The sequence below is a fragment of the Paraburkholderia sp. OAS925 genome, assembly GCF_040543975.1.
In the GTDB taxonomy this organism is placed as follows: Bacteria; Pseudomonadota; Gammaproteobacteria; order Burkholderiales; family Burkholderiaceae; genus Paraburkholderia; species Paraburkholderia graminis.
In genome coordinates, this window is the sequence record NZ_JBEUNO010000001.1 from 1,568,031 (window position 1) to 1,592,280 (window position 24,250).

Here is a 24,250-nt window from a genome sequence, read left to right on the forward strand (position 1 = left end):
TGTGACTCAAGCGCATACACCTGCGCAGCGCGGCATCTTGTGAATTTTTATGTCCGATTCCGCTGTGGCCGCCCCGGCCGTTATGGTCAATGTGACGACGCGTCTGGAGACCGTGCATCTTCTGTGGTCGATACTGCGCGAAGAGGGTTTCGAGCCCGCCATATCGCGTGCCGCCGAGCTGGCCGCCGCGGGCGTGACGCCTCAATTGCACGCCGACCTGCACGCGAGCGCGGGGAACTTCGAGCTGGCGTATCACAGCGCATCGCAGGCGCAAGCGGGCGAGAACGGCGCGCGCCATGCCCGCGTTGCGTTGTTCGCCGACGCACTCGGGCGCGGCGAAGTCGCGCGGCATCACAGCGAAATGGCGGTCGCCGCGCAGGCACCCGCCGTGACGCTTGAATGGGCCGCCTGGCTCATCAACGATTGCGGCGCGCATTCCGCGGCGGCGCACATGTTGCGCGCGTATCGGCAGCGCGAACCGGAGGATGCGCACGGGCCGTGGTGGCTTGCTATTTCGCTTGGCGCGCTAAGCGGCCCTGGTGTGCGCGACGAGCGGCGCGTGGCGCTCGCGCGAGCTTATACGCTCGACCCCGCTGTCGATCCCGCGTTGCCCTTGCAACTTGCATTGGCTTTGCGCGAGGCGCGCGACTGGGCCGCGCTCGAACATCTTTCCCGCGACATGCTGACGCGCAATCCCGCTGATGCGGAAATGGCCTGGCAGCTCAGTCACGCGCAATGGCAATGCAACGACGCGGCGGCTGCCGAGGCGACCATGCGCGCCGCTAATGCCGCTTCGCCCGGTAACGCAGACGTACTCGCCGCGATCGGCTTCTATCTGTGCGAGCAGGCGCGCTACGAGGAAAGCGAGGCCATGCTGCATCAAGCCCTCGCGGCGAACCCCCACGCGGTGACGCCCGCAGTCGATCTCGCCGATCTCGAACTGCGGCGCGGCTTCTGGACAAGCGGCTGGAAGCGTTTCGAGGCACGCCTCGCGCGCGACGACCGCGAGCCGAATAACATCGTTTCGGTCATGGCGCGCCTCTGTCCGCGTCGGCGCGGCGAGACGCTCGCGGGCAAGACGCTCGTGGTGCACAGCGAACTGGGCAATGGCGATGACATCCACATGGTCCGCTATGTGCCGCAACTCGCTGCACGCGTGCGCGCGGAGGGCGGGCGGCTCGTGCTGTGCGTGCGCAAGTCGTTGCAACCGCTGCTTGGTCGTTTCTACGAGGACTGCGTATCGATCGAGGACGGCCCGCTCGGCGCGCCCGACTACAGCCTGCCGATGATGAGCTTGCCGCTCGTTTTGAATTTGCAGCCAGAGCAGGTGCGCGGCGGTGCCTATCTTCGCGCCGATCCGGGCAAGGCGGCGCTCTGGCGCGAGCGGCTTCGCGCGCACGCGCCGCACGCGCGGCTGCATGTGGGCCTCGTGTGGGCGGGCAGCCCGATGCATCGCCGCGATGACAAGCGCTCGATTGCGCGCGCTGCGCTCGAGCCGCTGCTGTCGCTCGCCGATGTCGCGTTCTATTCGCTTACGCCAGGACGCGCAGCCGACGTCGCTGTGATGACCGCGCAGGGGCATCGCGTGTTCGACATGACGGCGGACTATCAGACGGGCCTGGATGATGTCGCGGCTCACCTTGCTGCGCTCGATGCGCTCGTCACGATCGACAGCGCGCCGCTGCATCTCGGCGGGGCGCTCGGGCGGCCGGTGTTGGGCATGCTCGATCACGTGTCGCATTGGGCGTGGGGCAACGCGGAGACGCAAGCCTGGTACGACTCGCTCGAACTTTTCAGGCAGCCGCAGCCTGGGCAATGGGCGCCGGTGGTCGAACGCGTGACGGCGCGTCTGCAAGCGCTGATGGCTGACGACGCAAGCAACGTCGTTTCTGGCGCCGTCGCGCATCCCGTTGCGAACGGTTGACGGCGGGCCAGCCATGAGCAGTTCAGCATCAGCGGGTTCGTCCCCGAGCCAGAAGCTGTCAGGCGATGCCGACGCATTGCATCAACTCGGTCTTGCGTCTTTCCGCGACGGCGCGCTCGAGCTAGCCTGCGAGCAACTCGATCGCGCATTGAATGCTGCACCGGAGCGAGCCGACATCTGGGAGCACCGCGGGCTGCTTGCGGCGCTGCGCGGCGACCGGATTGCGGCCGAGGCGTTCTATTATCGGGCGCTCGGCATGAGCGGCGGCAGTGCCAGTCTGCATCGGAATCTCGCGGACTGCCTGAAGGTTTCTGCACGCCTCGGCGAGGCGCGCCGGCACTATCTGAGCGCGCTCAGTTTCGAGCCGACGCTGCATCATGCGGTTCGCGCACTCGCGGAAATCTGCACGCAGCGAGAGCAGCATGCCGAGGCAGCGGACTTTTGGCTGCGTGCCTGGGCGCTCGACGCGTCGAACGTTGCAGACGCGTCGGCGCTGGTCGAAGCATTGTCCAAAGCTCAGCGCGATCCGGAACTCCACGCGCTATTGCCCGCGCTGCGCGCACGTTGTTCTGCCGATTCCGCCGCGCTTCGTCAACTCGCGTTCGCTTTGAACAGCGCGCAGCGTTTTGCCGATGCGCTCAGCGTCGCGAGGCAGGGCGTCGGCGTCGATCCGAACGACGGCTGGCTGCATCACAACGCATCATTTGCACTCAACATGCTGGGCGAGTTCGAGCAGATGCACAGGCACAGCGCGGAGGCCGCGCGCCTGATGCCCGGCAATGCGCTGATGCAGTTCAACCTCGCCGCGGCACAGCTTCGCGCGGGCGATTTCGAGCAAGGTTGGAAGCAGTATCGTTGGCATGACGAACTGCCCGAAAACCACAGCCTGGTTCGGCCGGCTTATCCGCAGTGGCAAGGCGAGCGGTTGCTCGGCTGCCGGTTTCTGCTGGTCGGCGAGCAGGGACTGGGCGATCAGATCCAGTTTCTGCGCATGGCCGACTGGCTGCATCGGCGAGGCGCGCAAGTGGACGTCTGGGTCGACGAGCCGCTCGGCGAAGTAGCGCGCCACGCGGCCGGCGTGCATGCCGCGTGGACCACTGCGCCGCCTGGTCCGTACGACTACTGGTGCCGCATGCTGCAGATGCCCGCGCGTATGGACCTGGAACTGTGCATGTTGCCGCTCGCCACGGCGTACCTGCAAGCGGAGCCCGCGAAGCTGCAGTTCTGGCGTAACCGAGTGCAGGCGCTAAGTACCGGGCAGGCGCATCGGCCGTTGAGAAAGCGTGTCGGCATCGTATGGGCAGGCAATCCTGGATATGAACTCGATCGCTATCGGTCGATTCCGCTTCGACAATGGCGGGCGCTTCTCGAGCAGCCTGGCGTGCGTTGGTTTTCGTTACAGAAGGGCGACGTGCAACACGACCCGGCGGTTGGGCCAGAGGGTATAGAGATACATATGTTCGGCCCTGAGATTCATGGCTTCGCGGACACGCTCGCGATCGTTCAATCGCTGGATCTTGTAATCACGGTGGACACGGCGGTTGCGCATCTGGCGGGCGCGTGCGGCACGCCGGTCTGGGTGCTGGTACCCACATTCACGGATTGGCGCTGGATGGTCGCGCGCGACGATAGTCCGTGGTATCCGTCAATGCGCCTTTTCAGACAGCGCGAGTTGAACCAGTGGGACGCAGTGCTGGCCGATGTCGCGCAAGCGCTGCGGGAGTATGTCGGGGAATGAGCCGGATGCGTGGGGCGCATCCGGCTTCAGATTTTCGACCCGGCGCGATGCCCCGGTTTCGGGCGGCCAGGCCGAAGACGAGGCCTTTACTTCTTGCCCATCAACGTTTCCATCGTCTCGCCGCGCACGACAATTTCCGTGCGACGGTTGAGCGCGCGTCCTTCCGGCGTGTCGTTGCTCGCGATCGGATTGTTGTACGCATTGCCCTTCGTGCGGACACGCTCCATCGGCACACCGCGTCCGACGAGCGCGTAACCCACGGCGACCGCTCGCGCTTCCGAGAGTTGCTGGTTGTATTCGAGCGTGCCGACATTGTCCGTATAACCTTCGACGATGATCGGTTTCTTGCTGCGCTTGAGCAGCACGGCGGAACGGTCGACGACCGCGCTCGCATCGGCGCGCACTGCCGACTTGTCGAAGTCGAACAGCGCTTTCTCGGGCAGCTTGACGGCGACGCCGTCCGCGACGGGCGCGACCTCGATGCCCGCGGCCCGGTTCAACGACGTCTCGGTGTCGCGGTTCAGCGGCGCGCTGCAACCTGCCATCAACAGTACCGACATTGCGCAGGCGCTGGCAGCCAGAAGTTTTTTCATGTTTGTCCTCTCGTTCGTTTGCGGATCAGGGGCGAGCCCGTCGACAGTGGGCGAATCGCCGGTTCGTAAAGCACGGAGGTTGTATCGTGCGTCGCGGTCGGCAGAGAATCGGACCTTTCCGAAATCGAGGGCATGATTCAGCGGTTTGATGCTTATGCGGCCGTTACCGCTGATTGGCGGAAAATGCGCGTGCGCGCTGGGGAATGGTCCGACAGGCGCGCCGTTATAATCCGAACCCATGTCTATCCGTTTCGATGCCGCCGACGCGCACTGGCGCGTCGCTCCCTTGCCTGGCTTTAGCGCTGCGCAGAAAGACTGGTTGACCCGCGGTGGTTCGTTGACCGCGCATCTGCGCGCGCTCGGCGCGGTCGCGGTGCGCGTCACGCGTGAAGGCGTGGCCTTGCCGTGGGCCGACGAGCACGCCGCGCTGGGTCTTCGCATGCGCTCGCCGGTGTGGTGGCGCGAGGTCGTGTTGTCGGTCGATGCCGTGCCGTTCGTCGCCGCGCACAGCGTCGCGCCTCTCGCCGCGAGCGTCGGCGTGTGGCAGGCCACGCGGCGTTTGCGCACGCGGCCGCTCGCCGAACTGTTGTATAGCGACAGCGGCGTCGCGCGTTCGGCGCTGGTCAGCCGGCGCGTGACCGCGCGACATCCGCTGTACCGGCTCGCCGCGCGAGAAGTCGACGGGATGCCGCCGCATGCGTTGGTCGCGCGCCGCTCCGTGTTCGAGCGGCATGGCGCGCCGCTGATGGTCACCGAGTGTTTTTTGCCGGCGCTGTGGGCGCATGTCGCCGCGCTGTCGAAGCGCGAGCGCGAGGTCCGTCCCGATTTGAACGCCACCGATGCGGCCGACGTGATTAACGCAGGCCATCCGCGCTGGCGCGAACACGGCCGCCCGCTCGAGCACACGGCTTCGCGCGCGCATCCCGCGACGCGTGTTGCCGGCGAACGGAGCCGCTAAATGTTGCGCGGCTTTCCTCCCGTCGTCGCGGCCGACACGCACACGCTGATTCTCGGCAGCTTTCCCGGCGAGGCGTCGCTTGCGGCGACGCAGTACTACGCGCATCCGCGCAACCAGTTCTGGCGCCTCCTTGGCGCGGTGCTCGACGAGCCGTTCGCCGAACTCGCCTACGAAGAGCGGCTGCGGCGGCTCCTGTCGCACGGCATCGGCGTCTGGGACGTGCTCGCCGCGTGTCATCGCGAGGGCAGTCTCGATGCGGCGATCCGCAACGCGCAGCCGAACGACTTTGCTTCGCTGCGCGAGCACTCGCCGACGCTGCGCAAAGTCTGCTTCAACGGCAAGACCGCCGGCCGCTTCGCGCCCGTGATCGGCGCGGCGGGTTACACGACGCTCGTGCTGCCTTCGTCGAGTCCCGCGAATGCTATGCTCTCGTTCGATCAAAAATTGCGCCTGTGGCGCGACATCCTTACATGATCTTTAGGCGCCGACGTCGCGAACTTTCTGAGTTGGTCAAGGGCTTGCTGTCAATCCCGTGATAATGTCCATTAGCTCGTCGGAGGGCGTTACACGATCCAGTTCGTATACCTTTTTCCCTTGATGAGATCGGGCAAACACTCTATCGTCAATTTGAATGACATCCGCCGTCGCAAGCAAAGCAAGCAGGTTGTCTCCGGATACACGCTGGACATTCGGAAAGTCATCGTCGTAATTGTCTTTGGCCGCTTTGACCGCAGCCGCTTCATTACGGAATAACTCAACCAAATAGATCTCGTCGTCGGAGTCCAGCTCCTGAACAATTATCAGGGGCTCGAAGTCGTCGCCCCATCCATGGGAAAAGAATTCGACGTCCATTAGTCGGCGCACGATCGGATGATTGTCCGACCTTGCGATGCTCCATATTCCGTTGGGCCCTCGGCGACCGATATGCGGCGCGATGACCAGTTCAAATACATCGAGCCGGTCCAGCCAATGTAACGGCACGTACGGCGTACCTATCAGAATGCGGCATCCACCCCACGTTATGTCGCTCCTGTCCCAATGGGCGCGAGCGCCAAACCATCTTTCGCGTGGACGCATATAGGCAAGGATATGTCTTGCCATCCTTCGTGTCTTGGTGCCGACGTATTGTGCCTGTCGCATAAAGTGTGCACCCGAATCACCAAGTTCGTCGTCGTCAATGAGATCGGGAAGAGGCGAGATTGCCCATTTGATCAAGCCGTCCTTTTCCGCTTCCACGATTTGTTCGAGACCTTCGACATCGGTTGCTAGCTGCTCAAGGCGAAATGGAAGTCTGTCGACGGGCCGCCAGAATCGAGTCGCCGTGGAATCTTCCTTTATTCCCCCTATTGCGGCACGCCAGTCATAATCCCTTCCATTCCAAAGCAGCACAGGATCAGTGATCTCGATTCCAGACCCGTTTTTCGGGGGCGTGCCGAGATAGATGCGCACGTCGCGAGCGCTTCCGAAGAAGATGCGATACACGGCCGGTGCAGGTGGCTGTGCCTCGCTCGCGATTTCCACGACGAGGTCAAGGTCTCCACAATCCGATGCGCCGCGCGCGTACGAGCCAAATGCCCATACTCGTAGAACTTCGGTCATGTGGCAATGACGTTTAATCCATAAAAACCGCTCGACCCATTGCACCTCGGTTGCAGGTCGCTCATCGAGTCGACCACAGATGCGATGAAGCACCTTTGTAAAATGGCTGCGCGGGTACCGATGAGACAAGGCGATCTCCTCAATGTTTAACGGAAGGTACGGATAGTGCCGCGGCGATCCGCAACACGGAGCCGAACGACTTTGCTTCGCTGCGCGAGCACTCGCCGAAGCTGTGCAAGCCCACTGCAACGGAAAGGCCACGCGCCGCTTCGTGTTTGTTATCGGCGTGGTTTGCCTGTCGAAGCGCGGCAATCGCCGCGACTGACACTAGCGAAAAGACGCTATGTCCACGATGTTGCCAGGGGGCAATTCCGCTTGCGGGATCGTCACCGGTTTTAGCGCCTCTGGCAGCATTTCCGGCGTGAAGTGTTCGATCAGTTGGCGAATACGGCGCACCTTCGCGGAATCGACGTTGAATCCCTTGCCGCGCAAGTCTTTGGCAGCTTTGCGATTCACAGTTTCGTCGGATGGCCTCGAGGCGGATGTTCGGGTCGAAGAGCTCCGAACAAGCGCGTCGACAAACATTTCGGGCGTAAAACCGTACATCGACGTGATATTGGCGAGATCTGACCGATCCTTCTGTTCTTGCGCTGCGGCTAATTCTTGTTCCCGGCGCACACGGAGTTCATTGGCATCTTCGAGGCTCCAACTTATGACACGACGAATCGAACGCGCATCGTCTCCCTCTGGCTCCTCGCGAGTCTCGAAATGGAAGGCGTCCACTACGTCGACTTCAAAAGTGCATCTGAGCCGCTCAATCAAGCCCTCATAGGCGGAGCGCACGGCGCATATCAAGATTGATGCGACGACGTCACGGTTGTAGGTAGCGTAAGGGCCGTATTTTTGTTCGGGCTCTGGTTCGAGATTGCCTACGCCACGAATGTACATGAGCTCATTGGAAGCACGGCTATTAAAGGTCGACGACTCGTCACCCTCGAACCAGTGGAAATCCGGTGGATGAGGCCACTTCTTTTGCGAAATCAGGTTAAAGTAATTGCGACCCGTTGCGTTCCAATCAAAATAGGATTGCTTCCAGCCGCCCGGATGCCAGCGCACTGAAAGATTGTTCATCTTGGTAATGTGCGCTGACAACTCGATGCGTGGCTTCGCCGACGAGTTTTGCCCCAAGCGCAATTGCATTTGCGCGAGGTCTAATGTCTTCCAGTCAAAAAGTTTTGAGAAAGCATTGCTGGCAGGGTCCGACATCCAGCTGATCAGATCTGACAAGACGGTCTGTCCGTGTCTGGACCGGTCATGCGATTCGATGTCATCGACGTCCATACCCAAGCGACCAAGTTCGCGGGAAATGTGGCAAATATATTCACCGGCGGATGTGCGCGATGAGTTGTACCAGCTAATCGGGCGAAACATCCGCAATTGGACCGGCGGTGGAATGCGTTGCGAACGTCTGTGACCGGATGACTTTGTCATTGCATTTGTCCGAATGAAAATTCGCTTTCAACTGCACGTCAATGTACCGTATGTCTCTGAGCCTATATGTAAATATCAGTCACAGCGTAACCGCGAAAAAGACCTAGAAAGTCTGCTTCAACGGCAAGACCGCCGGCCGCTTCGCGCCCGTGATCGGCGCGGCGGGTTACACGACGCTCGTGCTGCCTTCGTCGAGTCCCGCGAATGCTATGCTCTCGTTCGATCAAAAATTGCGCCTGTGGCGCGACATCCTTACATGACGAAACTCATCAAGCGCGCGTCGGCTGAAGCGCGTGCATTCCGCAATCGCAACGCCGATGGCGCGGGCAAACACGCAACGGCGCGCAACAAGAAACGCGCGTCGCATAACAACGATCTGCGCAACGATCTGCGCGACGACCTCCACGACGCGCCGCAAATCGAAGCGCCGCGCAAGCCGCGCTTTGCGCCGGTCACGTTCTCGGAAGAGGGCGGCGTGCGCTATCTGCACTTCGGCACGGAATGGGTGCAAGGCGCGATGCGTCTGCGCAAGCCCGACCACATCGAGCTCGAATACGCGCAGCAAATGATGGCGTGGCTGCTCTTCATCGAAACGCCGAAGCGCATCGTGCAACTCGGGCTCGGTGCCGCAGCGCTGACCAAGTTCGCGCACCGCTTCCTGAAGCGCGCGAAGGTCGAGGCGGTCGAAGTGAACCCGGCCGTCGTAATCGCCGCGCGCACGATGTTCGAGCTGCCGCAAGACGACGCGCGCCTCACCGTGCATGAGACGGACGCGTGGGACTTCGTCAACGACCGCGCGAACCACGGCACGATCGGCGCGTTGCAGATCGACATTTACGATGCGACGGCGCGCGGTCCCGTGCTCGACAGCGTCGGCTTTTACCGTGCGGCGCGCGCGTGTCTGACCGATGCGGGCGTGGTCACGGTCAATCTGTTCGGCGATCACCCGAGCTTCGTGCGCAATATGAAACGCCTGAACGAAGCGTTCGACGGCCGCGTGGTCGCGCTGCCCGAAGTGCACGACGGCAACCGCATCGCGATCGCGTTCTCCGGTCCCGCGCTCGACGTGCCGTTCACGGCGCTGCAAGCGCGCGCGAAGCTGATCGAAGCCGAGCTCGGCTTGCCGGCGCGCAAGTGGATCAAGGGGCTGCAGGAGTCGACGGGACAGACGGGCGCGTCGTTCGCCATCTGATCCCGGCCAGTCGCAGGGAAGTGCCGGACCGCGAAGGTCCGGCATCGTAACCAGCCAACCGTCGCATTCCAGCGACACTTTGCGGGCCCGCCATCCGTCGCGCATCGAAGCGGCGCGGGACTCGCTCGACGATTCGGGAAGGTCGCCAGAACCACCGGCGCGGCCGCGCAAACGAAGGGCGTTCGACCACGGCGCCGTGCATCGGCGTCGGCTGCTTCAGTTGTTTCCCCCTCCGCACTGGAATCCGCAGCGCCATCCGCATCCGCTAAAACACCGCCCCACGCACTCCAGCACCCGCGCCTTCGCCTCGGGGTCGTCCCTGCTTGACCGCACGTTCGCGGCTCCTATACTCTTTCGAAGCTTTCGGGGCACTCGTGTCCCATGCGGGGCGATCCTCCGCGGGCGTGCTACCGCGAGGCGGCTCTCCGCTTTGGGGGTTCACCACCCGTCGAACACGGGCCAACATTTCAATAATAGGGAAGAGGAGACGTCATGGCTCACGACGCCGACGCGAACAAGGCCAGCAAGCACTGGCTCTGGTTGTTGCTGTTGCCCTGGATCGCCATGGTCTGGGTGCCGTCGTATAACAAGGTCGAACCGGTGCTGTTCGATTTTCCGTTCTTCTACTGGTATCAGCTCCTCTGGGTGCTGATCAGCGCGGTCATCACGGCGATCGTGTACTTCAAGACCAAGACGCGCTCGGCGGGCCGTCCGCAAGGGGACGCACGATAATGAACGCCATCGCAACTTTCGTCTTCGTTCTGTTTTTCATCGGGGTCACGATTCTCGGCTTCGTCGCGGCGCACTGGCGGCGCGGCGATCTCGCTCATCTCGAAGAGTGGGGCCTGGGTGGCCGGCGCTTCGGCACCATCGTCACCTGGTTCCTGTTGGGCGGCGACCTGTACACCGCGTACACGTTTATCGCCGTACCCGCGCTTGTATTCGGTGCCGGCGCAACGGGTTTCTTCGCGCTGCCGTACACGATCCTGATCTATCCGTTCGCGTTCGTCGTGTTTCCGAAGTTGTGGAGCATCGCGAAACGTCAGGGCTACGTGACATCGGCGGACTTCGTGTCGGCTCGCTACGGCAGCCGCATGCTCGCGCTCGCAATCGCCGTGACCGGCATCGTCGCGACGATGCCGTACATCGCGCTGCAACTGGTCGGCATCGAAGTGGTGATCGGCGCGCTCGGCTTCGATACGAAGGGCTTTGTCGGCGACCTGCCGCTGATCATCGCCTTCGCGATTCTTGCCGCCTACACGTACACGTCGGGCCTGCGTGCGCCGGCGATGATCGCGGTCGTCAAGGACGTCCTGATCTACATCACGATCTTCGCCGCGATCATCGTGATTCCGCCGCAACTCGGCGGCTTCAGCCACATCTTCGGCTCGGTGCCGCCGGCCAAGCTGCTGCTGAAAGCGCCGGACGTGTCGAGTCTGAACGGCTATAGCGCGTACGCGACGCTCGCGGTCGGTTCGGCGCTCGCGCTGTTCCTGTATCCGCACTCGATCACGGCGGTGCTGTCGTCGAAATCGGGCAACACGATCCGCCGCAACATGGCGATGCTGCCGGCTTACTCGCTGGTGCTCGGCCTGCTCGCGCTGCTCGGCTTCATGGCGCTCGCTTCGGGCGTGAAGGACATGCCGGAATTCGCGCCGTACTTCAAGGCGTTCGGCCCGAACTTCGCGGTGCCGGCGCTGTTCCTGCACTTCTTCCCGTCGTGGTTCGTCGGCGTGGCGTTCGCGGCGATCGGCATCGGCGCGCTGGTGCCGGCGGCGATCATGTCGATTGCGGCAGCGAACCTGTACACGCGCAACATCCACAAGGAGTTCGTGAACCGCAACATGACGCACGAGCAGGAGACCAACGTCGCGAAGCTGGTGTCGCTGATCGTCAAGGTCGGCGCGGTCGCGTTCATTCTGGCGTTGCCGCTCACGTATGCGATCCAGTTGCAGCTGCTCGGCGGTATCTGGATCATCCAGACGCTGCCGGCCATCGTGCTCGGACTGTACACGCGCGTGCTCGACTATCGCGGCTTGCTGATCGGCTGGGCAGTCGGCATCGCAACGGGTACGTGGATGGCGATTTCGCTGAAGCTCGCCGGCTCGATCTTCACGATTCACCTGTTCGGCATGGCGATTCCGGGCTATGCGGCGGTGTGGTCGCTGATCGTGAATCTGGTCGTGGCCGTGGTGGTGAGCCTGCTGGTGCGCGCGTTCGGCATGCAGCGCGCCGAAGACCGCACGCGTCCGGAAGACTATCTGGACGTCGTGGAAAGCTAAGACCCGACGCAACCTAACCCAGGCGCCCGCGGACGAAACTCCGCGGGCGTTTGTATTTGCGGCGCAGTCCAGGGCAGGATAGCGGAACTACCTCCAAAAGCGCTGCCGCTCCCGCCATGGCTTCTGCCGATTCCCGCACCGTCGTTCCGCGCCGCTCGGCGGTGAGCCGCATGGTTCGCGCGGTCACGTCGCCGTATTACCGCTACCGGCACGCAAAAGTGCTGCACAGTCTGCGCGTGGGACTGGCGATGCTGTTCTCGATTCTCGCGACCACCGGTATCGACATTCCGCACGGCATCTGGTCGTCGGTGACGTTGCTGGTCGTGATCGGCGGATTGCAGCATCACGGCAATATCCGCAAGAAGGCCGCGGAGCGCGCCGCGGGTACGCTGCTGGGCGCGTCGATCGGCTTGCTGCTGATCGTGCAGCAGAATCTCATCGGCTCGTTGCCGCTGACGTACGTGCTGATGTCGATCGTCGCGGCGATCTGCGCGTGGTTCGCTATCGGCGCGTCGGGATATATCGGTCTGTTGACGGCCATCACGATGTGCATCGTCGCGGGTCATGGCGACAATGTGATCGACGTCGGCCTGTGGCGCACGCTGAACGTGCTGATCGGCATCGTGATCGCACTCGCGTTTTCGTTCGCGTTGCCGCTGCACGCGACGTATTCCTGGCGCTACGGGATCGCGGCCAATCTGCGCGAATGCGCGCGCATCTATACGCGTTTGCTGGAAGGCGAAACGATCGGCGACGAAGAGCAGGTCAAGCGCTTTCTCGAGATCAACCGGCGGCTCGTGCAACTGCGCTCGCTGATGCCTTCGGTGGCGAAGGAAATCGATGTGCCGCAGGCGAAGCTCGAGGAGATTCAGCGCTTGCATCGCTCGGTGCTCAGTTCGCTGGAGCTGCTCGCGACCGGTCCGCTGATGCAGGCCGACGCCGCCGCGCGCGCCGCGTATGCGCAGCGATGCGGCGCGGAAGTGCGGGCCGTGCGTACGATTTTGCTGGCGATTGCGCGCGGCCTGCGCTTTGGCCGCGCGACGCACTTTGGGATTCCGGTGAGTGGTACGTCGGCAAGCGGCGCTGCGTTGACCGATAGTGCGTCCGCGTCGCCGCCCGGCTCACCGCCCGCGCCGACGACGGGCAACGCGGCGCTCGCCTTGCCGCCCGATCTGCAAGGACCGTATTGGCTCGGGCAGCGGCTCGCGGAACAGATCGAGCGCTTACGCGCGGCGCTCCTCGAGACCGAGCCGAACTGGAACATCGAGCGGCACTCGCGGATTCTGCAGAAGACCTAGGCGATGGCGGCCGACGCTAGCGCCCACCGCCGCCCACCGCGGTCTACCACCGCTCACTCATGCGGCGGCAGCGTCACCATCCACATCAGACCGAAGCGGTCCACCGCCATGCCGAAGCCCTTGCTCCAGAACGTTTCGCCCCAGGGCATGACGATCTGGCCGCCGTCGGCGAGCGCGTTGAAGTACTTTTGCGCCGACGCCGTATCGTCCGCGGTCAGCGACAGACTGAAGCCGCTCATCGGCTTCGCGTCCTGATCGCAGTTGCCGTCGGACGCCATCCATTGAGTCGAGCCCATCTGCACGTTCGCATGCATGATCTTTTCTTCGACGCCGGGGCGCGGCGTGTTTTGCGGATCGGGCGGCGCGTCCTTGAAACGCATCATGAACGTGACTTCGGCGCCCAGATGCTGGCGGTAATAATCGAGCGCTTCTTCGCAACGCCCGTTGAAGAATACGTACGGTTGGACTTCCATCGTTGCCTCCAGAAATAAGGATGTGAATGCCCGCGCTGCCAGACGGCAAAGGAAACTGCGGAAACCGCGGGCGTGCAGACCATTTTAGGCAACGGCGTTCGGGCGTTTGTGACTTTGTGTCGTGCGGAAAAGACGACTCGCGCGATCACCGCGCTGCACAAAAAAACGAGTGAATCAGCCGATAAAACGACCGGCCGTAAACAGCAAACGGCCCCGAACCGCAAGGTTCGGGGCCGCATGATTGAATCGCACGATGGATGGCGGCGAGTCTGCCGTCCAGCGCCTTAACGCAGCGCTTCGATCAGCTTTTCCAGCTTGACCGCGTCCGCCGCAAACGCGCGGATGCCTTCGGCCAGCTTTTCGGTTGCCATCGCCTCGTCGTTGACGAGGAAGCGGAACGACGATTCGTCGACCGGCACTCGCTCGATATTGGCGTCCTGCGAGCTTTCCGGCGAGAGCTTGCGCTCCACCTTGTCCGTGCTTTCATGCAGCTTTTGCAGCAGATCCGGACTGATGGTCAGCAGATCGCAGCCGGCCAGTTCCAGAATCTGACCCGTGGTGCGGAAGCTCGCGCCCATCACCTCGGTCTTGTAGCCGAACTTCTTGTAGTAGCCGTAAATGCGGCGCACCGACTGAACGCCCGGATCGTTCGCACCGCCGTCTTTCGCTTCGTCCCACGCGCTGCCGGCATTTTTCTTATACCAGTCGTAAATGCGTCCGACGAACGGCGAGATCAGCTTCGCGCCCGCTTCGGCACAGGCCGCGGCCTGGGCGAGCGAGAACAGCAGCGTCATGTTGCAGTTGATGCCTTCCTTTTGCAGCACTTCGGCGGCGCGCACGCCTTCCCACGTGGAAGCCAGCTTGATCAGCACGCGCTCGCGATCGATACCGTGCTCCTTGTACAGCGCGATCAGTTCGCGGCCCTTGGCGATCGAGGCCTGTACGTCGAACGAAAGACGCGCGTCCACTTCGGTCGACACGCGGCCCGGGATGATCTTCAGGATCTCGGTGCCGAAGGCGATCAGCAACTGGTCGATGATCGCGCCCATTGGCTTCGACGCGTGATCTTTCACCGTCTTTTCGAGCAGCGGACGATAGTCGTCTTTCTGCACGGCTTTCAGAATCAGCGACGGATTGGTGGTCGCGTCCTGCGGCTTGTATTGCGCGAGCTGCTGGAAGTCGCCGGTATCGGCCACGACGGTCGTGTACTGCTTGAGTTGATCGAGTGCGGTTGTCATATTCGTGCCTTCAGGGCGCATGCGCCGTGGTTCAGGGGGAATGAGTCGCCGCCGGATTGAAAGACCGCTTCAGGCCGGCGGCCGCGAGTCACGCTGCAACGCTCACCCGATGTTGCCGGGAAACGCTGCCGGATGCTTCTATTTTATGGCGGATCGCCTGATGCAGTATTGACAGTGTGCGCCGCCGATCCGTTCACGGCTATTTCAGCGACCGTGCGCCGCGGCGCCGCACGGCTTGCGCCGCCGCGTGCTGCCGCCTGGCGTCAGGCACGCCGCGCATTCAACACGACCTGCGTCAGCACGCCCGCGACCAGGCCCCAGAACGCGGAGCCGATGGACAGCAGCGTCAGTCCCGACGCCGTCACCATGAAGGTCACGAGCGCCGCTTCGCGCTGCCTCGCGTCCTGCATCGCGTTGGTCAGGCCGCTCATAATCGAGCCGAACAGCGCCAGCGCCGCCACGGAAACGACCAGCTCGCGCGGGAACGCCGCGAACAGCGCCGCGATCGTCGCCCCGAAAATGCCGGCGATCAGATAGAAAATGCCGCACCAGACCGCGGCCGTGTAGCGTTTGTCGCGGTTCTCGTGCGCTTCGCGGCCGGTGCAGATGGCCGCCGTGATCGCGGCAAGATTGATGCCGTGCGAGCCGAACGGCGCGAGCAGCAGCGACGCGATACCGGTCGTCGAAATCAGCGGCGCCGAGGGCGTCGTGTAGCCGTCCGCGCGCAGCACGGCGATGCCGGGCACGTTCTGCGAAGCCATCGCGACCACGAAAAGCGGAATGCCGATGCTGATGCTCGCGGCCACCGAAAACGCCGGCATCGTGAACACCGGATGCGCGAGCGCGATCTGAAAGTGGCTGAAATCGAGCAGGCCGAGCGCGCCCGCGGCAACGGTGCCGGCGATCAGCGTCGCGGGAATCGCATAGCGCGGCGTGACGCGTTTGACGATCAGGTAGGTCAGAAACATCGTCAGCACGAGCGCGGTCTGGAACTGCGCGGCGCGAAATATCTCAATGCCGATCTCGAACAGGATGCCCGCCAGCAAGGCCGACGCGATGCCCGCCGGAATTTTCTTCATCAGCGTATCGAACCATCCTGTCAGACCAACGACGGTCAGCAGCAACGCGCAGACGATAAACGCGCCGATCGCCTCCGCGTAAGGCACATGCGGCAGCGACGAGACGAGCAGCGCCGCGCCGGGCGTCGACCATGCAATGACGATCGGCGCGCGAAAGCGCAGCGACAGCCCGATTGTGCAAACCGCCATGCCGATCGACAACGCCCAGATCCACGACGAAATCTGCGCGTTGCTCAGGTGCGCGGCCTGGCCCGCCTGAAACATCAGCACGAGCGAACTCGTGTAGCCCGTCATCATCGCGACGAAGCCGGCGACGATGGCCGATAGGGAGGTGTCGGCGAACGGATTGAAGCGGCGCGGCGCGATGCCGGAGTTGGCCAGTTCAGGCGAAGACGAGCGGTTCATGCCAATGCTTTCTTGTCGTTGAGAGTGGGGCGGGGGGGGCGAGTGGGGCGGGTGCGTTTCGGTGGGTCTATTTGCTCAGCATGCGCATCGCGGACTCGAGGCCCGCGAGCGTGAGCGGATACATGCGGTGGCCGAGCACGTCGCGAATCGCGCTGACCGACTGGCGATACGCCCACAAGCCTTCCGGTTCGGGATTGAGCCACGCGTGATGCGGGAAATGATCGGCGAGGCGGCGCAGCCACACGGCGCCGGCCTCGGTGTTGTTGTATTCGACGGAGCCGCCCGGTTGCAGTACTTCGTAAGGGCTCATGGTCGCGTCGCCGACGAAGATCAGCTTGTAGTCGGACGTGAACTTGTGCAGCACGTCCCACGTCGGCGTGCGCTCGGCGTGACGGCGGCGGTTGTTCTTCCACAGAAAGTCGTACACGCAGTTGTGGAAGTAATAAAACTCGAGGTGTTTGAACTCGGCCTTCGCGGCGGAAAAGAGCTCCTCGGTGCGCTTGATGTGATCGTCCATCGAGCCGCCGACGTCGAGCAGCATCAGCACCTTCACCTTGTTGTGCCGCTCGGGCACCATCTTCAGGTCGAGCCAGCCGGCGTTCGCGGCGGTGCTGCGGATCGTGTCGGGCAGGTCGAGCTCTTCGGCCGCGCCTTCGCGCGCGAAGCGGCGCAAGCGGCGCAGCGCCACCTTGATGTTGCGCGTGCCGATTTCGACCTGATCGTCGTAATCGCGATAGGCGCGCGCTTCCCAGACCTTGACCGCCGTGCGATTGCCCGCCGAGTCGCCGCCGATGCGCACGCCTTCCGGGTTATAGCCGCCATTGCCGAACGGCGACGTGCCGCCAGTGCCGATCCATTTATTGCCGCCCTCGTGCCGCTCTTTCTGCTCGTCGAAGAGCTGCTTCAGGCGTTCCATCAGCTTGTCGATGCCGCCCATCGCTTCGATCTGCGCTTTTTCTTCGGGCGACAGATCGCGTTGCAGCTTCTTTTTCAGCCAGTCGAGCGGGACGTCGAAGGCAAGCTCCGAAGCCTTCGCGACGCCGTTGAAATACGCGCCGAACGCCTGGTCGAACTTGTCGAAATACTGCTCGTCCTTCACGAGCGTCATGCGCGCGAGGTAGTAGAAATCGTCGAGCGACGGCGCGATCACGTTGGCTTTGAGCGCCTCGAGCAGCGTCAGGTATTCCTTCACCGACACGGGCAGCTTCGCGGCGCGCAGCGAGTAGAAGAAGTCGATCAGCATGCTGGGTCCTCTGCGGCGCGAGCACTCAAGAGCGCCCGATATCGCTCAATAGGGATTCAACGGTTATTGCGATTCATGAAAATGAGCCGCTCGAAGAGGCTCACGTCCTGCTCGTTCTTCAGCAGCGCGCCGGCGAGCGGCGGGATGATCTGCTTCTGATCCGACGAGCGCAGCGCTTCGGGCGGAATGTCTTCGGCGAGCAGCAGCTTGAGCCAGTCGAGCAATTCCGACGTGGACGGCTTCTTTTTCAGCCCCGCCACGTTGCGCAGTTCGAAGAAGCTCTGCATGGCCGCGGCCAGCAGATCCTTCTTGATGCCGGGGTAATGCACCTCGACGATCTGCTGCATCGTGGCCGGATCGGGAAACTTGATGTAGTGGAAAAAGCAGCGGCGCAAAAACGCGTCGGGCAACTCTTTCTCGTTGTTCGACGTAATGATGACGAGCGGCCGCTGCTTCGCGCGGATCAGCTCGTGCGTCTCGTACACGTAGAACTCCATGCGGTCGAGCTCGCGCAGCAGGTCGTTCGGAAATTCGATGTCGGCCTTGTCGATCTCGTCGATCAGCAGCACGGTTTGCTCGTCCGACTCGAACGCCTGCCACAGCACGCCCTTGACGATGTAGTTGCGGATGTCCTTGACGCGCTCGTCGCCGAGTTGCGAATCGCGCAGGCGCGAGACCGCGTCGTATTCGTACAGGCCTTGCTGCGCCTTGGTGGTCGACTTGATGTGCCACTGCAGAAGCGGCATGCCGAGCGCGGCGGCGACTTCTTCGGCCAGCATGGTTTTCCCGGTGCCCGGCTCGCCTTTGATCAGCAGCGGGCGCTTGAGCGTCATCGCGGCGTTGACCGCGAGCTTGAGGTCGTCGGTGGCGACGTACTGCGATGAGCCTTCGAAACGCATGGCGAGGTGCTCTCTGGCGTGGGAAAAAACCCAGTATAAGTCAGAAGCCCTGTTGCCCTGAAACCGCCTCGCGTAAGGTTGCAGCCGCGCTGTGGGCGGTGCTTCGCGTGGCCGCGCAAACGTGACGCAGCGTGGCGCGGCGCCGTGCGCAGGCAGCCGCGCCGGGCCGTGCGCCCCGCGCGGTGGACGTTCGGCGCGGCGTCGCGGTACAATTAGCCCGATTTTTTTGGCCTGCGTGGCTCCCTATAAGAAAAACGGCGCGGGCCGTTGCCTTTTTGGGCGCCCGTTTCCCCTCAAGCCAGGTTACATGCTATGAACAAATTCGTCGGCAAACACGTCGTGATCGCAGCGCTGTCGGTGCTCGCGGGCTATGCGGCCAGTGCGCAGGCAGCGGATGTCGTCGGCAACGCGAAAGCGGGCCAGGGCAAGGTCGCGATGTGTATTGGCTGCCACGGTATCCCTGAATATCGCACGGCTTATCCTGAGGTGTATCGCGTGCCCATGCTAGGCGGCCAGAACCAGGCGTACCTCGAAAACGCGCTGCGCGGCTACAAGAAGGGCGACCGCCACTTCGAAACGATGCACGCGATCACCGCGTCGCTATCGGATCAGGACATCGCCGACATCGCTGCTTACTACGCGGCGCAAAATTCCTCATCGAAAAACAATCCCGACAAGTGACCGGCTGCGGTTATCCAACCAGTCACACGGCTATTAAATTCGCGGGATAGGAGAATTCATGAATAAGCCCCAACAGGCACTCCACACGGTGTTCAAGGCTGCATGCGCGTCGGCGGCAGTATTCGGTCTGGTTGCAGCGAGCGTCGCCCACGCGGCCGACGCCGGCAACGGCAAGGTGCTGTCCGAGAGCCACAACTGCGCGGCATGCCACGGTCCGAACCTGAACAAGCCGGTGAGCCCGGAGTATCCGAAGCTCGCCGGTCAGCACGCCGATTACGTCTACTGGGCGCTGCGTCAGTATCAGATGGGCAACGGCAACCCGCACATGGGCCGCAACAACGCGATCATGCAGGCTCAGGTGCAAAGCCTGTCGCAATCGGACATGAAAGACATCGCCGCTTATGTCGAATCGCTGAAGGGCGATCTGGTGCAGAAGAAGTAAGCGCGCCGCCGTTTGAGCGATCGATTGCAAAACACCCCGCTTTTCGCGGGGTGTTTTGCTTTGGCGCGCGGGTTTCAGGTTCGCGCTATGCGGCGTTAATCGCGTGTCGCGCGCCGTTCGATCCGTTGCAGATACGCGTCGGTGTCCGGCGGCAGGCCGGTGCGCTGCGCTTCCCAGATGGTTTCGCCGAGGCACTCCATGATCGCGTGCTGCGCGTCGTGTGCGGAGCCGAGGCGCGCGGCAAGACGCTCGTGCGCGGCGCGGATGCCGGGCGGCTGATCGATCGACAACTGCTCGCTGATGGCCAGATGCATCGACAGATGCAGGAACGGATTGGTCTGTCCGCGCTCGGGCGAGTAGTCCTGCGCCTGGGCGGCCTCGGCATCGGTCAGCTCCGCGTGATACTCGGGATGCTCGGCGATCCAGTCGGCGGCCATCGCTTCGAGCGGCGTCAGGATCGCGCCTTCGCGCTGCTTGCGCCAGGTCTCGGTGAAGAATTGACGGACTTCGTCGCGGCTCGGATTGAACATCGTGGGACGGGTGTCTTGAGTGGGGAGTGAGAGTGGGAGAAGCAGGCGGCGCACAGCATGCGGCGCACACGAGCGATCATTTTACGCGCCACTGCCGTGGTCCGCTGAGCGTGCGCCCGCTGAGCGTGCGCCGGCTCAAAGATCGGGCGGTGGCGTCTTCGGCCGGAACTCGCACAGCGGTTCGATCGCGCAATGCCAGCACTCGGGCCGGCGCGCCTTGCAAACATAGCGGCCGTGCAGGATCAGCCAGTGATGCGCGTCCTTCTTGAACTCGTCGGGCGTAAATTTTTCGAGCGCCGCTTCGACCGCGCGGACGTCCTTGCCGGGAGCGAGCCCGGTTCGATTCGCAACCCGAAAGATGTGCGTGTCGACGGCGATGGTCGGATGACCGAACGCCGTATTCAGAATCACATTCGCCGTCTTGCGTCCGACGCCCGGCAGGCTTTCCAGCGCCTCACGGTCCTCGGGCACCTCGCCGCCATACTGCTCGATGAGGATGCGGCAAGTCGCGATCACGTTCTTCGCCTTGTTGCGGTACAGGCCGATCGTCTTGATGTAGTTCGCGACGCCTTCCTCGCCGAGTTCGAGCACCTTCTGCGGCGTATTCGCGACCGGAAACATCTTGCGCATCGCCTTGTTCACTGAGACGTCCGTGGCCTGCGCCGACAGCAGCACGGCAATCAGCAGTTCGAACGGTGTCGTGTACTCCAGTTCGGTGGTGGGATGCGGATTGAGGCTCTGAAGCGTTTCGTAGATGGCGCGGCGTTTGTTCGCGTTCATGCTGGGCGGGCTGAGTGGGCGGAGGCGGTTGCAGTTGGCGTTAGCGTGGATTGCGCGTGCCGGCCGGGATTGGCGGCGTGTTCGCGGCGGCTGTGTCGGTGTCGGCGTTGTTGTTGTCGTTGTTGTCGGCGAGTCCAAGGCGGCGTCGGCGCGCTTCCGCTGCGTCGATTTGCGCCTGCACGTCCGCGCTGACGTGCTCGGTGTTCAACGGCGCCTGGCCTTTGGCCGCCAGTTCTTCCTTCTTCTTGCGCGCGCGTTCGAGCGCGGCCTGGATGATCGCGCGCTTCTTCGCTTCGGCGTCGTCAGTTGCCGGCGCGGACAATGCCGCCGCCGCTGACGCAGACGCACCAGCCGGCGGCGCACTGGCCGGCGGTTCACCAACAGCCGTGCCAACAGCGCCCGCGCTGCTTCGCCGCGCCGCAACACGCGCTTCGGCGGCTTCGCGTTCCTGCGCGAGACGCGCGTCGCGCCGCTCGTGACGTTCGCGCGCCGCGTCGGCCTGCGGCTGGCTCCATGCGTCCCAGCCGGTCGCCTCGCCGGTGACGGGCTGCATCGAAATGCAATCGACGGGACACGGCGGCACGCACAGGTCGCAACCCGTGCACAGCTCCGCGACGACCGTATGCATGTGTTTCGGTGCCCCAACTATTGCGTCGACGGGACACGCCTGCATGCACAACGTGCAGCCAATGCAGATCTGTTCGTCGATGACCGCGAGCGGCCGCGGCCGTTCGACGCCATTGGCAGGATTAAGCGGAATCACCGGCTTGCCGAGCAGGGCGGCCAGCCGCGCGACGCCTTCGGCACCGCCCGGCGGGCACTGGTTGTAGCTCGCTTCGCCGCACGCGACGGCCTCGGCATACGGACGGCACGCCGGATAACCGCACTTGGTGCATTGCGTCTGGGGAAGCAGATCTTCGATGCGATCTGCGAGTGTTTTAATCAGTGTCACGGTCACAAGGTGGGGCGAAGCAAGGCCGGGCAGGGGACTCGCGGGGGAGCAGCAAAGGACTAGCAGGCGACTAGCAGGCGACTCAAGCGCGTCTCGGCGGGCGGCCGCACAGCTTGAACTAAGCACCACATTATCGCCGATTTCCCCAATTGCCATCCGCAATCCATGTGCCATAATCGAAGCGCCTTTTTCGAAAGACCGCAGAAGGGTTTTCCCTCCAACCAGCCGTCCAGTGCTGTCGGTGCAAGGCCCGAGGAGAGGCCGGCGGTGCGATCCGGATAACGCGGCTCACGAAGACCATGCCACCATGAATCAGCCGAAAATCAAAAGAGATCCTGAAGGCACCCGGCGCCGCATTCTGCTTGCGGCAGCCGAAGAGTTCGCAAATGGTGGGCTATTCGGCGCGCGCGTCGATCAGATCGCCCGCCGCGCGGAGACGAATGAGCGCATGCTCTATTACTACTTCGGTAGCAAGGAGCAGCTTTTCACGGCAGTACTCGAGCACGCGTTCAGCGCGCTCAACGAAGCCGAGCGCACGCTCGAGCTGAACGGCATTGCGCCGGTGGAAGCCGTTACACGCCTCGCGCATTTTGTCTGGGATTACTACCGCGATCATCCCGAACTGCTGCGCCTCGTCAACAACGAAAATCTGCACGAGGCGCGTTATATGCAGAAGTCCACGCGCATCCGCGAAATGATTTCGCCGATCGTCGCCACGCTCGGCAGCATTCTCGAGCGAGGCCAGCGCGCGGGTCTGTTTCGCACGAACGTCGATCCGCTGCGCTTCTACGTGACGCTCTCGGGCATGGGTTACTACATCGTGTCGAACCGCTTCACGCTCGAAGCCACGCTTGGCCGCGATTTCAGCAGTCCGGGCGAACGCAGCGAAGTGATTCAGATGAACACCGAACTGCTGCTTGCGTATCTGTTGCGGAAGTAGGGCGGCGTCTTGCGTTGGACTTGATAGACCCGCATTGCCTCGAGATGCACGCATAAGCAAACGGCCTCCGTCAGGAGGCCGTTTCATATGCTGCATAGCGTGAGCCGCGTTCAGACTTCGGCTTTTTCCTTCACGACCTTCGGCGCCTTGTTGTGCTCGAGGATGAAGTCGCGCAACTGCGGATAGATGATCGTGCGCCAGCGGCGGCCCGAAAAAATACCGTAGTGGCCGCACTTCTCAGCCGTGAAGTGACGCCTGTGCTTTTCCGGAATGCCGGTGCACAGCTCGTGCGCGGCATAGGTCTGGCCGTCGCCGGAAATATCGTCCAGCTCGCCCTCGATCGTGAAGAGCGCCGTCTTCGTGATGTCCTGCGGCCGCACGCGTTCGCCGGCCACGTCCCACGTGCCCTCGGCCAAACTGAATTCCTGGAACACGACGCGGATCGTGTCGAGGTAATAGTCGGCGTCCATGTCGAGCACCGCGTTGTACTCGTCGTAGAAGCGGCGATGCGCTTCCGCGTCGTCTTCGTCGCCGCGCAACAGGCTCTGATAGAAGTCCCAGTGCGAAGCCGCGTGACGTTCCGGGTTCATCGCGACGAAGCCGGTGTGCTGCAGGAAGCCCGGGTAGACCTTGCGGCCCACGCCCGGATAGTTCGGCGGCACCGTGAAGATCACGTTGTTTTCGAACCACTCGTACGAATGCTGCGTGGCGAGCGAGTTCACCGAAGTCGGGCTCTTGCGCGCGTCGATGGGGCCGCCCATCATCGTCATGGTGCGCGGCGTCTCTTCGCCGCGGCTCGCCATCAGCGAAATGGCGGCAAGCACCGGCACAGTCGGCTGGCACACCGAGATCACATGCAGATTCTTCGCGCCGATGTGGCGGATGAAATCCTGAATGTAGGCGACGTAATCGTCCAGATGAAACTCGCCGTCTTCCAGCGGGACCATGCGCGCGTCGATCCAGTCTGTCAGGTAAACCTTATGGTCCTGGAGCAGCGTGCGCACTGTGTCACGCAGCAGCGTGGCATGGTGGCCCGACAACGGCGCGCACACCAGCACGACCGGCTCGTCTTTCAGTTGCGTGACGGCGTCGCTGTCGTCGGCGAAACGCTTGAAGCGCAGCAGGCGGCAGAACGGCTTCTCGACGATCGTCTGTTCGATGATCGGGATGTTGTGGCCGTCCTTGACGATCTGATGGAGGTTGAACTCCGGCTTCTCATAGTCTTTGCCGAGCCGGTAGAGCAGTTCGTAACCGGCCGAAAGGCGGGTAGCGCCGGGCACGTAAGCCAGCGGGCTAGCAGGATTCGCGAACGATTTCGACGCGGCCTGGGCCCAGGCGGTGAGCGGGCTCAGCATAGCCCGCTGGAATTCGTGCAGTTGATAGAGCATGGGTGCTCCGTTTTAAGCGGTTCGCATGGGGCTTCGCAAACACGCATGTGGCGTTGCGGCTGGCCATTCTTGGTTGTTGGTAGATCGGTTATAGGCCGACAGACAGTTCGATCATATAGAAAGCA

General features: G+C 62.9%; 23 protein-coding genes and 1 pseudogene. 12 read left to right on the top strand and 12 right to left on the bottom strand.

Annotated features, from left to right (window positions below; genetic code table 11):
• The first annotated feature begins 49 nt into the window (after positions 1-49).
• Both ABIE53_RS06840 and ABIE53_RS06845 read left to right on the top strand, forming a co-directional pair.
• On the top strand, positions 50-1,924 hold the full coding sequence (locus ABIE53_RS06840; RefSeq protein WP_107710287.1) for a glycosyltransferase family 9 protein: 1,875 nt from the start codon (positions 50-52) through the stop codon (positions 1,922-1,924).
• A gap of 13 nt (positions 1,925-1,937) precedes the next feature.
• On the top strand, positions 1,938-3,662 hold the full coding sequence (locus tag ABIE53_RS06845) for a glycosyltransferase family protein (protein ID WP_192700162.1): 1,725 nt from the start codon (positions 1,938-1,940) through the stop codon (positions 3,660-3,662).
• 86 nt (positions 3,663-3,748) lie between these two features.
• Here the strand turns inward: ABIE53_RS06845 and ABIE53_RS06850 are convergent, their stop codons facing one another.
• A complete protein-coding gene (locus ABIE53_RS06850) occupies positions 3,749-4,255 on the bottom strand; it encodes an OmpA family protein (protein WP_006048382.1) in 507 nt (168 codons plus the stop codon).
• A 238-nt stretch (positions 4,256-4,493) separates the two neighbouring features.
• Between ABIE53_RS06850 and ABIE53_RS06855 the strand changes: the two genes are divergently transcribed.
• On the top strand, positions 4,494-5,213 hold the full coding sequence (locus tag ABIE53_RS06855) for a chorismate--pyruvate lyase family protein (RefSeq protein ID WP_107710285.1): 720 nt from the start codon (positions 4,494-4,496) through the stop codon (positions 5,211-5,213).
• Positions 5,214-5,687 carry a DNA-deoxyinosine glycosylase gene (locus ABIE53_RS06860; RefSeq protein WP_107710283.1) on the top strand — a complete coding sequence of 158 codons (474 nt, stop codon included), beginning with the start codon at positions 5,214-5,216 and terminating at the stop codon, positions 5,685-5,687.
• Positions 5,688-5,723: 36 nt separating this feature from the next.
• On the opposite strand, the gene ABIE53_RS06865 is transcribed toward ABIE53_RS06860, so the two are convergent.
• Positions 5,724-6,812 (bottom strand): hypothetical protein, encoded by a 1,089-nt coding sequence (locus ABIE53_RS06865; RefSeq protein WP_107710281.1) that lies wholly within the window; start codon positions 6,810-6,812, stop codon positions 5,724-5,726.
• A 327-nt stretch (positions 6,813-7,139) separates the two neighbouring features.
• Complete coding sequence (locus ABIE53_RS06870) at positions 7,140-8,303, bottom strand: hypothetical protein (protein ID WP_132384615.1); 1,164 nt, start codon at positions 8,301-8,303, stop codon at positions 7,140-7,142.
• Between the two features lie 107 nt (positions 8,304-8,410).
• Here ABIE53_RS06870 and ABIE53_RS06875 point away from each other — a divergent pair.
• The 5 genes and pseudogenes from ABIE53_RS06875 to ABIE53_RS06895 all read left to right on the top strand — a co-directional run.
• Positions 8,411-8,563: pseudogene (locus tag ABIE53_RS06875) on the top strand (DNA-deoxyinosine glycosylase); the annotation flags it as partial.
• Positions 8,560-9,495, top strand: a complete 936-nt coding sequence (locus tag ABIE53_RS06880; RefSeq protein ID WP_107710275.1) for a class I SAM-dependent methyltransferase — start codon at positions 8,560-8,562, stop codon at positions 9,493-9,495. The pseudogene ABIE53_RS06875 and the gene ABIE53_RS06880, both read left to right, overlap by 4 nt.
• Positions 9,496-9,987: 492 nt before the next feature.
• Positions 9,988-10,227 carry a DUF3311 domain-containing protein gene (locus ABIE53_RS06885; RefSeq protein WP_006048378.1) on the top strand — a complete coding sequence of 80 codons (240 nt, stop codon included), beginning with the start codon at positions 9,988-9,990 and terminating at the stop codon, positions 10,225-10,227.
• On the top strand, positions 10,227-11,777 hold the full coding sequence (mctP, locus tag ABIE53_RS06890) for a monocarboxylate uptake permease MctP (RefSeq protein WP_006048377.1): 1,551 nt from the start codon (positions 10,227-10,229) through the stop codon (positions 11,775-11,777). Before ABIE53_RS06885 ends, mctP begins: the two co-directional genes overlap by 1 nt.
• Before the next feature lie 116 nt (positions 11,778-11,893).
• On the top strand, positions 11,894-13,075 hold the full coding sequence (locus ABIE53_RS06895; RefSeq protein ID WP_029969984.1) for an FUSC family protein: 1,182 nt from the start codon (positions 11,894-11,896) through the stop codon (positions 13,073-13,075).
• Positions 13,076-13,128: 53 nt separating this feature from the next.
• Here the strand turns inward: ABIE53_RS06895 and ABIE53_RS06900 are convergent, their stop codons facing one another.
• From ABIE53_RS06900 to ABIE53_RS06920, 5 genes are all read right to left on the bottom strand, one after another.
• Positions 13,129-13,548: a VOC family protein gene (locus ABIE53_RS06900; protein ID WP_006048375.1), complete on the bottom strand. Its 420-nt coding sequence runs from the start codon at positions 13,546-13,548 to the stop codon at positions 13,129-13,131.
• Between the two features lie 284 nt (positions 13,549-13,832).
• Positions 13,833-14,786: a transaldolase gene (tal, locus tag ABIE53_RS06905; RefSeq protein ID WP_006048374.1), complete on the bottom strand. Its 954-nt coding sequence runs from the start codon at positions 14,784-14,786 to the stop codon at positions 13,833-13,835.
• Between the two features lie 263 nt (positions 14,787-15,049).
• Positions 15,050-16,270 (bottom strand): benzoate/H(+) symporter BenE family transporter, encoded by a 1,221-nt coding sequence (locus ABIE53_RS06910; RefSeq protein WP_107710273.1) that lies wholly within the window; start codon positions 16,268-16,270, stop codon positions 15,050-15,052.
• Between the two features lie 67 nt (positions 16,271-16,337).
• On the bottom strand, positions 16,338-17,513 hold the full coding sequence (locus tag ABIE53_RS06915; RefSeq protein WP_006048372.1) for a vWA domain-containing protein: 1,176 nt from the start codon (positions 17,511-17,513) through the stop codon (positions 16,338-16,340).
• Positions 17,514-17,569: 56 nt separating this feature from the next.
• Positions 17,570-18,412 carry an AAA family ATPase gene (locus ABIE53_RS06920; RefSeq protein ID WP_006048371.1) on the bottom strand — a complete coding sequence of 281 codons (843 nt, stop codon included), beginning with the start codon at positions 18,410-18,412 and terminating at the stop codon, positions 17,570-17,572.
• Between the two features lie 312 nt (positions 18,413-18,724).
• Here ABIE53_RS06920 and ABIE53_RS06925 point away from each other — a divergent pair, with 312 nt between their 5' ends.
• Together ABIE53_RS06925 and ABIE53_RS06930 are read left to right on the top strand one after the other, a co-directional pair.
• The gene (locus ABIE53_RS06925; protein ID WP_006048370.1) at positions 18,725-19,093 is read left to right on the top strand and encodes a c-type cytochrome; all 369 of its coding nucleotides are present in this window, start codon (positions 18,725-18,727) and stop codon (positions 19,091-19,093) included.
• A 58-nt stretch (positions 19,094-19,151) separates the two neighbouring features.
• The gene (locus ABIE53_RS06930) at positions 19,152-19,535 is read left to right on the top strand and encodes a c-type cytochrome (RefSeq protein WP_006048369.1); all 384 of its coding nucleotides are present in this window, start codon (positions 19,152-19,154) and stop codon (positions 19,533-19,535) included.
• Positions 19,536-19,630: 95 nt separating this feature from the next.
• Here the strand turns inward: ABIE53_RS06930 and ABIE53_RS06935 are convergent, their stop codons facing one another.
• The 3 genes from ABIE53_RS06935 to rsxB form a co-directional block, all read right to left on the bottom strand.
• Positions 19,631-20,065, bottom strand: a complete 435-nt coding sequence (locus ABIE53_RS06935) for a DUF1841 family protein (protein ID WP_006048368.1) — start codon at positions 20,063-20,065, stop codon at positions 19,631-19,633.
• Between the two features lie 135 nt (positions 20,066-20,200).
• Positions 20,201-20,845: an endonuclease III gene (gene nth, locus ABIE53_RS06940; protein WP_006048367.1), complete on the bottom strand. Its 645-nt coding sequence runs from the start codon at positions 20,843-20,845 to the stop codon at positions 20,201-20,203.
• A gap of 40 nt (positions 20,846-20,885) precedes the next feature.
• Positions 20,886-21,803, bottom strand: a complete 918-nt coding sequence (rsxB, locus tag ABIE53_RS06945) for an electron transport complex subunit RsxB (RefSeq protein ID WP_107710269.1) — start codon at positions 21,801-21,803, stop codon at positions 20,886-20,888.
• A gap of 301 nt (positions 21,804-22,104) precedes the next feature.
• Between rsxB and ABIE53_RS06950 the strand changes: the two genes are divergently transcribed.
• Positions 22,105-22,737 (top strand): TetR/AcrR family transcriptional regulator, encoded by a 633-nt coding sequence (locus ABIE53_RS06950; protein ID WP_006048365.1) that lies wholly within the window; start codon positions 22,105-22,107, stop codon positions 22,735-22,737.
• 110 nt (positions 22,738-22,847) lie between these two features.
• On the opposite strand, the gene ABIE53_RS06955 is transcribed toward ABIE53_RS06950, so the two are convergent.
• A complete protein-coding gene (locus tag ABIE53_RS06955) occupies positions 22,848-24,125 on the bottom strand; it encodes a polyhydroxyalkanoate depolymerase (RefSeq protein ID WP_006048364.1) in 1,278 nt (425 codons plus the stop codon).
• Positions 24,126-24,250 lie beyond the last annotated feature (125 nt).

Excerpts from the sequence above, each read along its gene's own strand:
- ABIE53_RS06840 (WP_107710287.1), top strand. The coding sequence starts at position 50 with ATGTCCGATTCCGCTGTGGCCGCCCCGGCCGTTATGGTCAATGTGACG.
- ABIE53_RS06845 (WP_192700162.1), top strand. The coding sequence starts at position 1,938 with ATGAGCAGTTCAGCATCAGCGGGTTCGTCCCCGAGCCAGAAGCTGTCA.
- ABIE53_RS06850 (WP_006048382.1), bottom strand. The coding sequence starts at position 4,255 with ATGAAAAAACTTCTGGCTGCCAGCGCCTGCGCAATGTCGGTACTGTTG.
- ABIE53_RS06855 (WP_107710285.1), top strand. The coding sequence starts at position 4,494 with ATGTCTATCCGTTTCGATGCCGCCGACGCGCACTGGCGCGTCGCTCCC.
- ABIE53_RS06860 (WP_107710283.1), top strand. The coding sequence starts at position 5,214 with ATGTTGCGCGGCTTTCCTCCCGTCGTCGCGGCCGACACGCACACGCTG.
- ABIE53_RS06865 (WP_107710281.1), bottom strand. The coding sequence starts at position 6,812 with ATGACCGAAGTTCTACGAGTATGGGCATTTGGCTCGTACGCGCGCGGC.
- ABIE53_RS06870 (WP_132384615.1), bottom strand. The coding sequence starts at position 8,303 with ATGACAAAGTCATCCGGTCACAGACGTTCGCAACGCATTCCACCGCCG.
- ABIE53_RS06880 (WP_107710275.1), top strand. The coding sequence starts at position 8,560 with ATGACGAAACTCATCAAGCGCGCGTCGGCTGAAGCGCGTGCATTCCGC.
- ABIE53_RS06885 (WP_006048378.1), top strand. The coding sequence starts at position 9,988 with ATGGCTCACGACGCCGACGCGAACAAGGCCAGCAAGCACTGGCTCTGG.
- mctP (WP_006048377.1), top strand. The coding sequence starts at position 10,227 with ATGAACGCCATCGCAACTTTCGTCTTCGTTCTGTTTTTCATCGGGGTC.
- ABIE53_RS06895 (WP_029969984.1), top strand. The coding sequence starts at position 11,894 with ATGGCTTCTGCCGATTCCCGCACCGTCGTTCCGCGCCGCTCGGCGGTG.
- ABIE53_RS06900 (WP_006048375.1), bottom strand. The coding sequence starts at position 13,548 with ATGGAAGTCCAACCGTACGTATTCTTCAACGGGCGTTGCGAAGAAGCG.
- tal (WP_006048374.1), bottom strand. The coding sequence starts at position 14,786 with ATGACAACCGCACTCGATCAACTCAAGCAGTACACGACCGTCGTGGCC.
- ABIE53_RS06910 (WP_107710273.1), bottom strand. The coding sequence starts at position 16,270 with ATGAACCGCTCGTCTTCGCCTGAACTGGCCAACTCCGGCATCGCGCCG.
- ABIE53_RS06915 (WP_006048372.1), bottom strand. The coding sequence starts at position 17,513 with ATGCTGATCGACTTCTTCTACTCGCTGCGCGCCGCGAAGCTGCCCGTG.
- ABIE53_RS06920 (WP_006048371.1), bottom strand. The coding sequence starts at position 18,412 with ATGCGTTTCGAAGGCTCATCGCAGTACGTCGCCACCGACGACCTCAAG.
- ABIE53_RS06925 (WP_006048370.1), top strand. The coding sequence starts at position 18,725 with ATGAACAAATTCGTCGGCAAACACGTCGTGATCGCAGCGCTGTCGGTG.
- ABIE53_RS06930 (WP_006048369.1), top strand. The coding sequence starts at position 19,152 with ATGAATAAGCCCCAACAGGCACTCCACACGGTGTTCAAGGCTGCATGC.
- ABIE53_RS06935 (WP_006048368.1), bottom strand. The coding sequence starts at position 20,065 with ATGTTCAATCCGAGCCGCGACGAAGTCCGTCAATTCTTCACCGAGACC.
- nth (WP_006048367.1), bottom strand. The coding sequence starts at position 20,845 with ATGAACGCGAACAAACGCCGCGCCATCTACGAAACGCTTCAGAGCCTC.
- ABIE53_RS06950 (WP_006048365.1), top strand. The coding sequence starts at position 22,105 with ATGAATCAGCCGAAAATCAAAAGAGATCCTGAAGGCACCCGGCGCCGC.
- ABIE53_RS06955 (WP_006048364.1), bottom strand. The coding sequence starts at position 24,125 with ATGCTCTATCAACTGCACGAATTCCAGCGGGCTATGCTGAGCCCGCTC.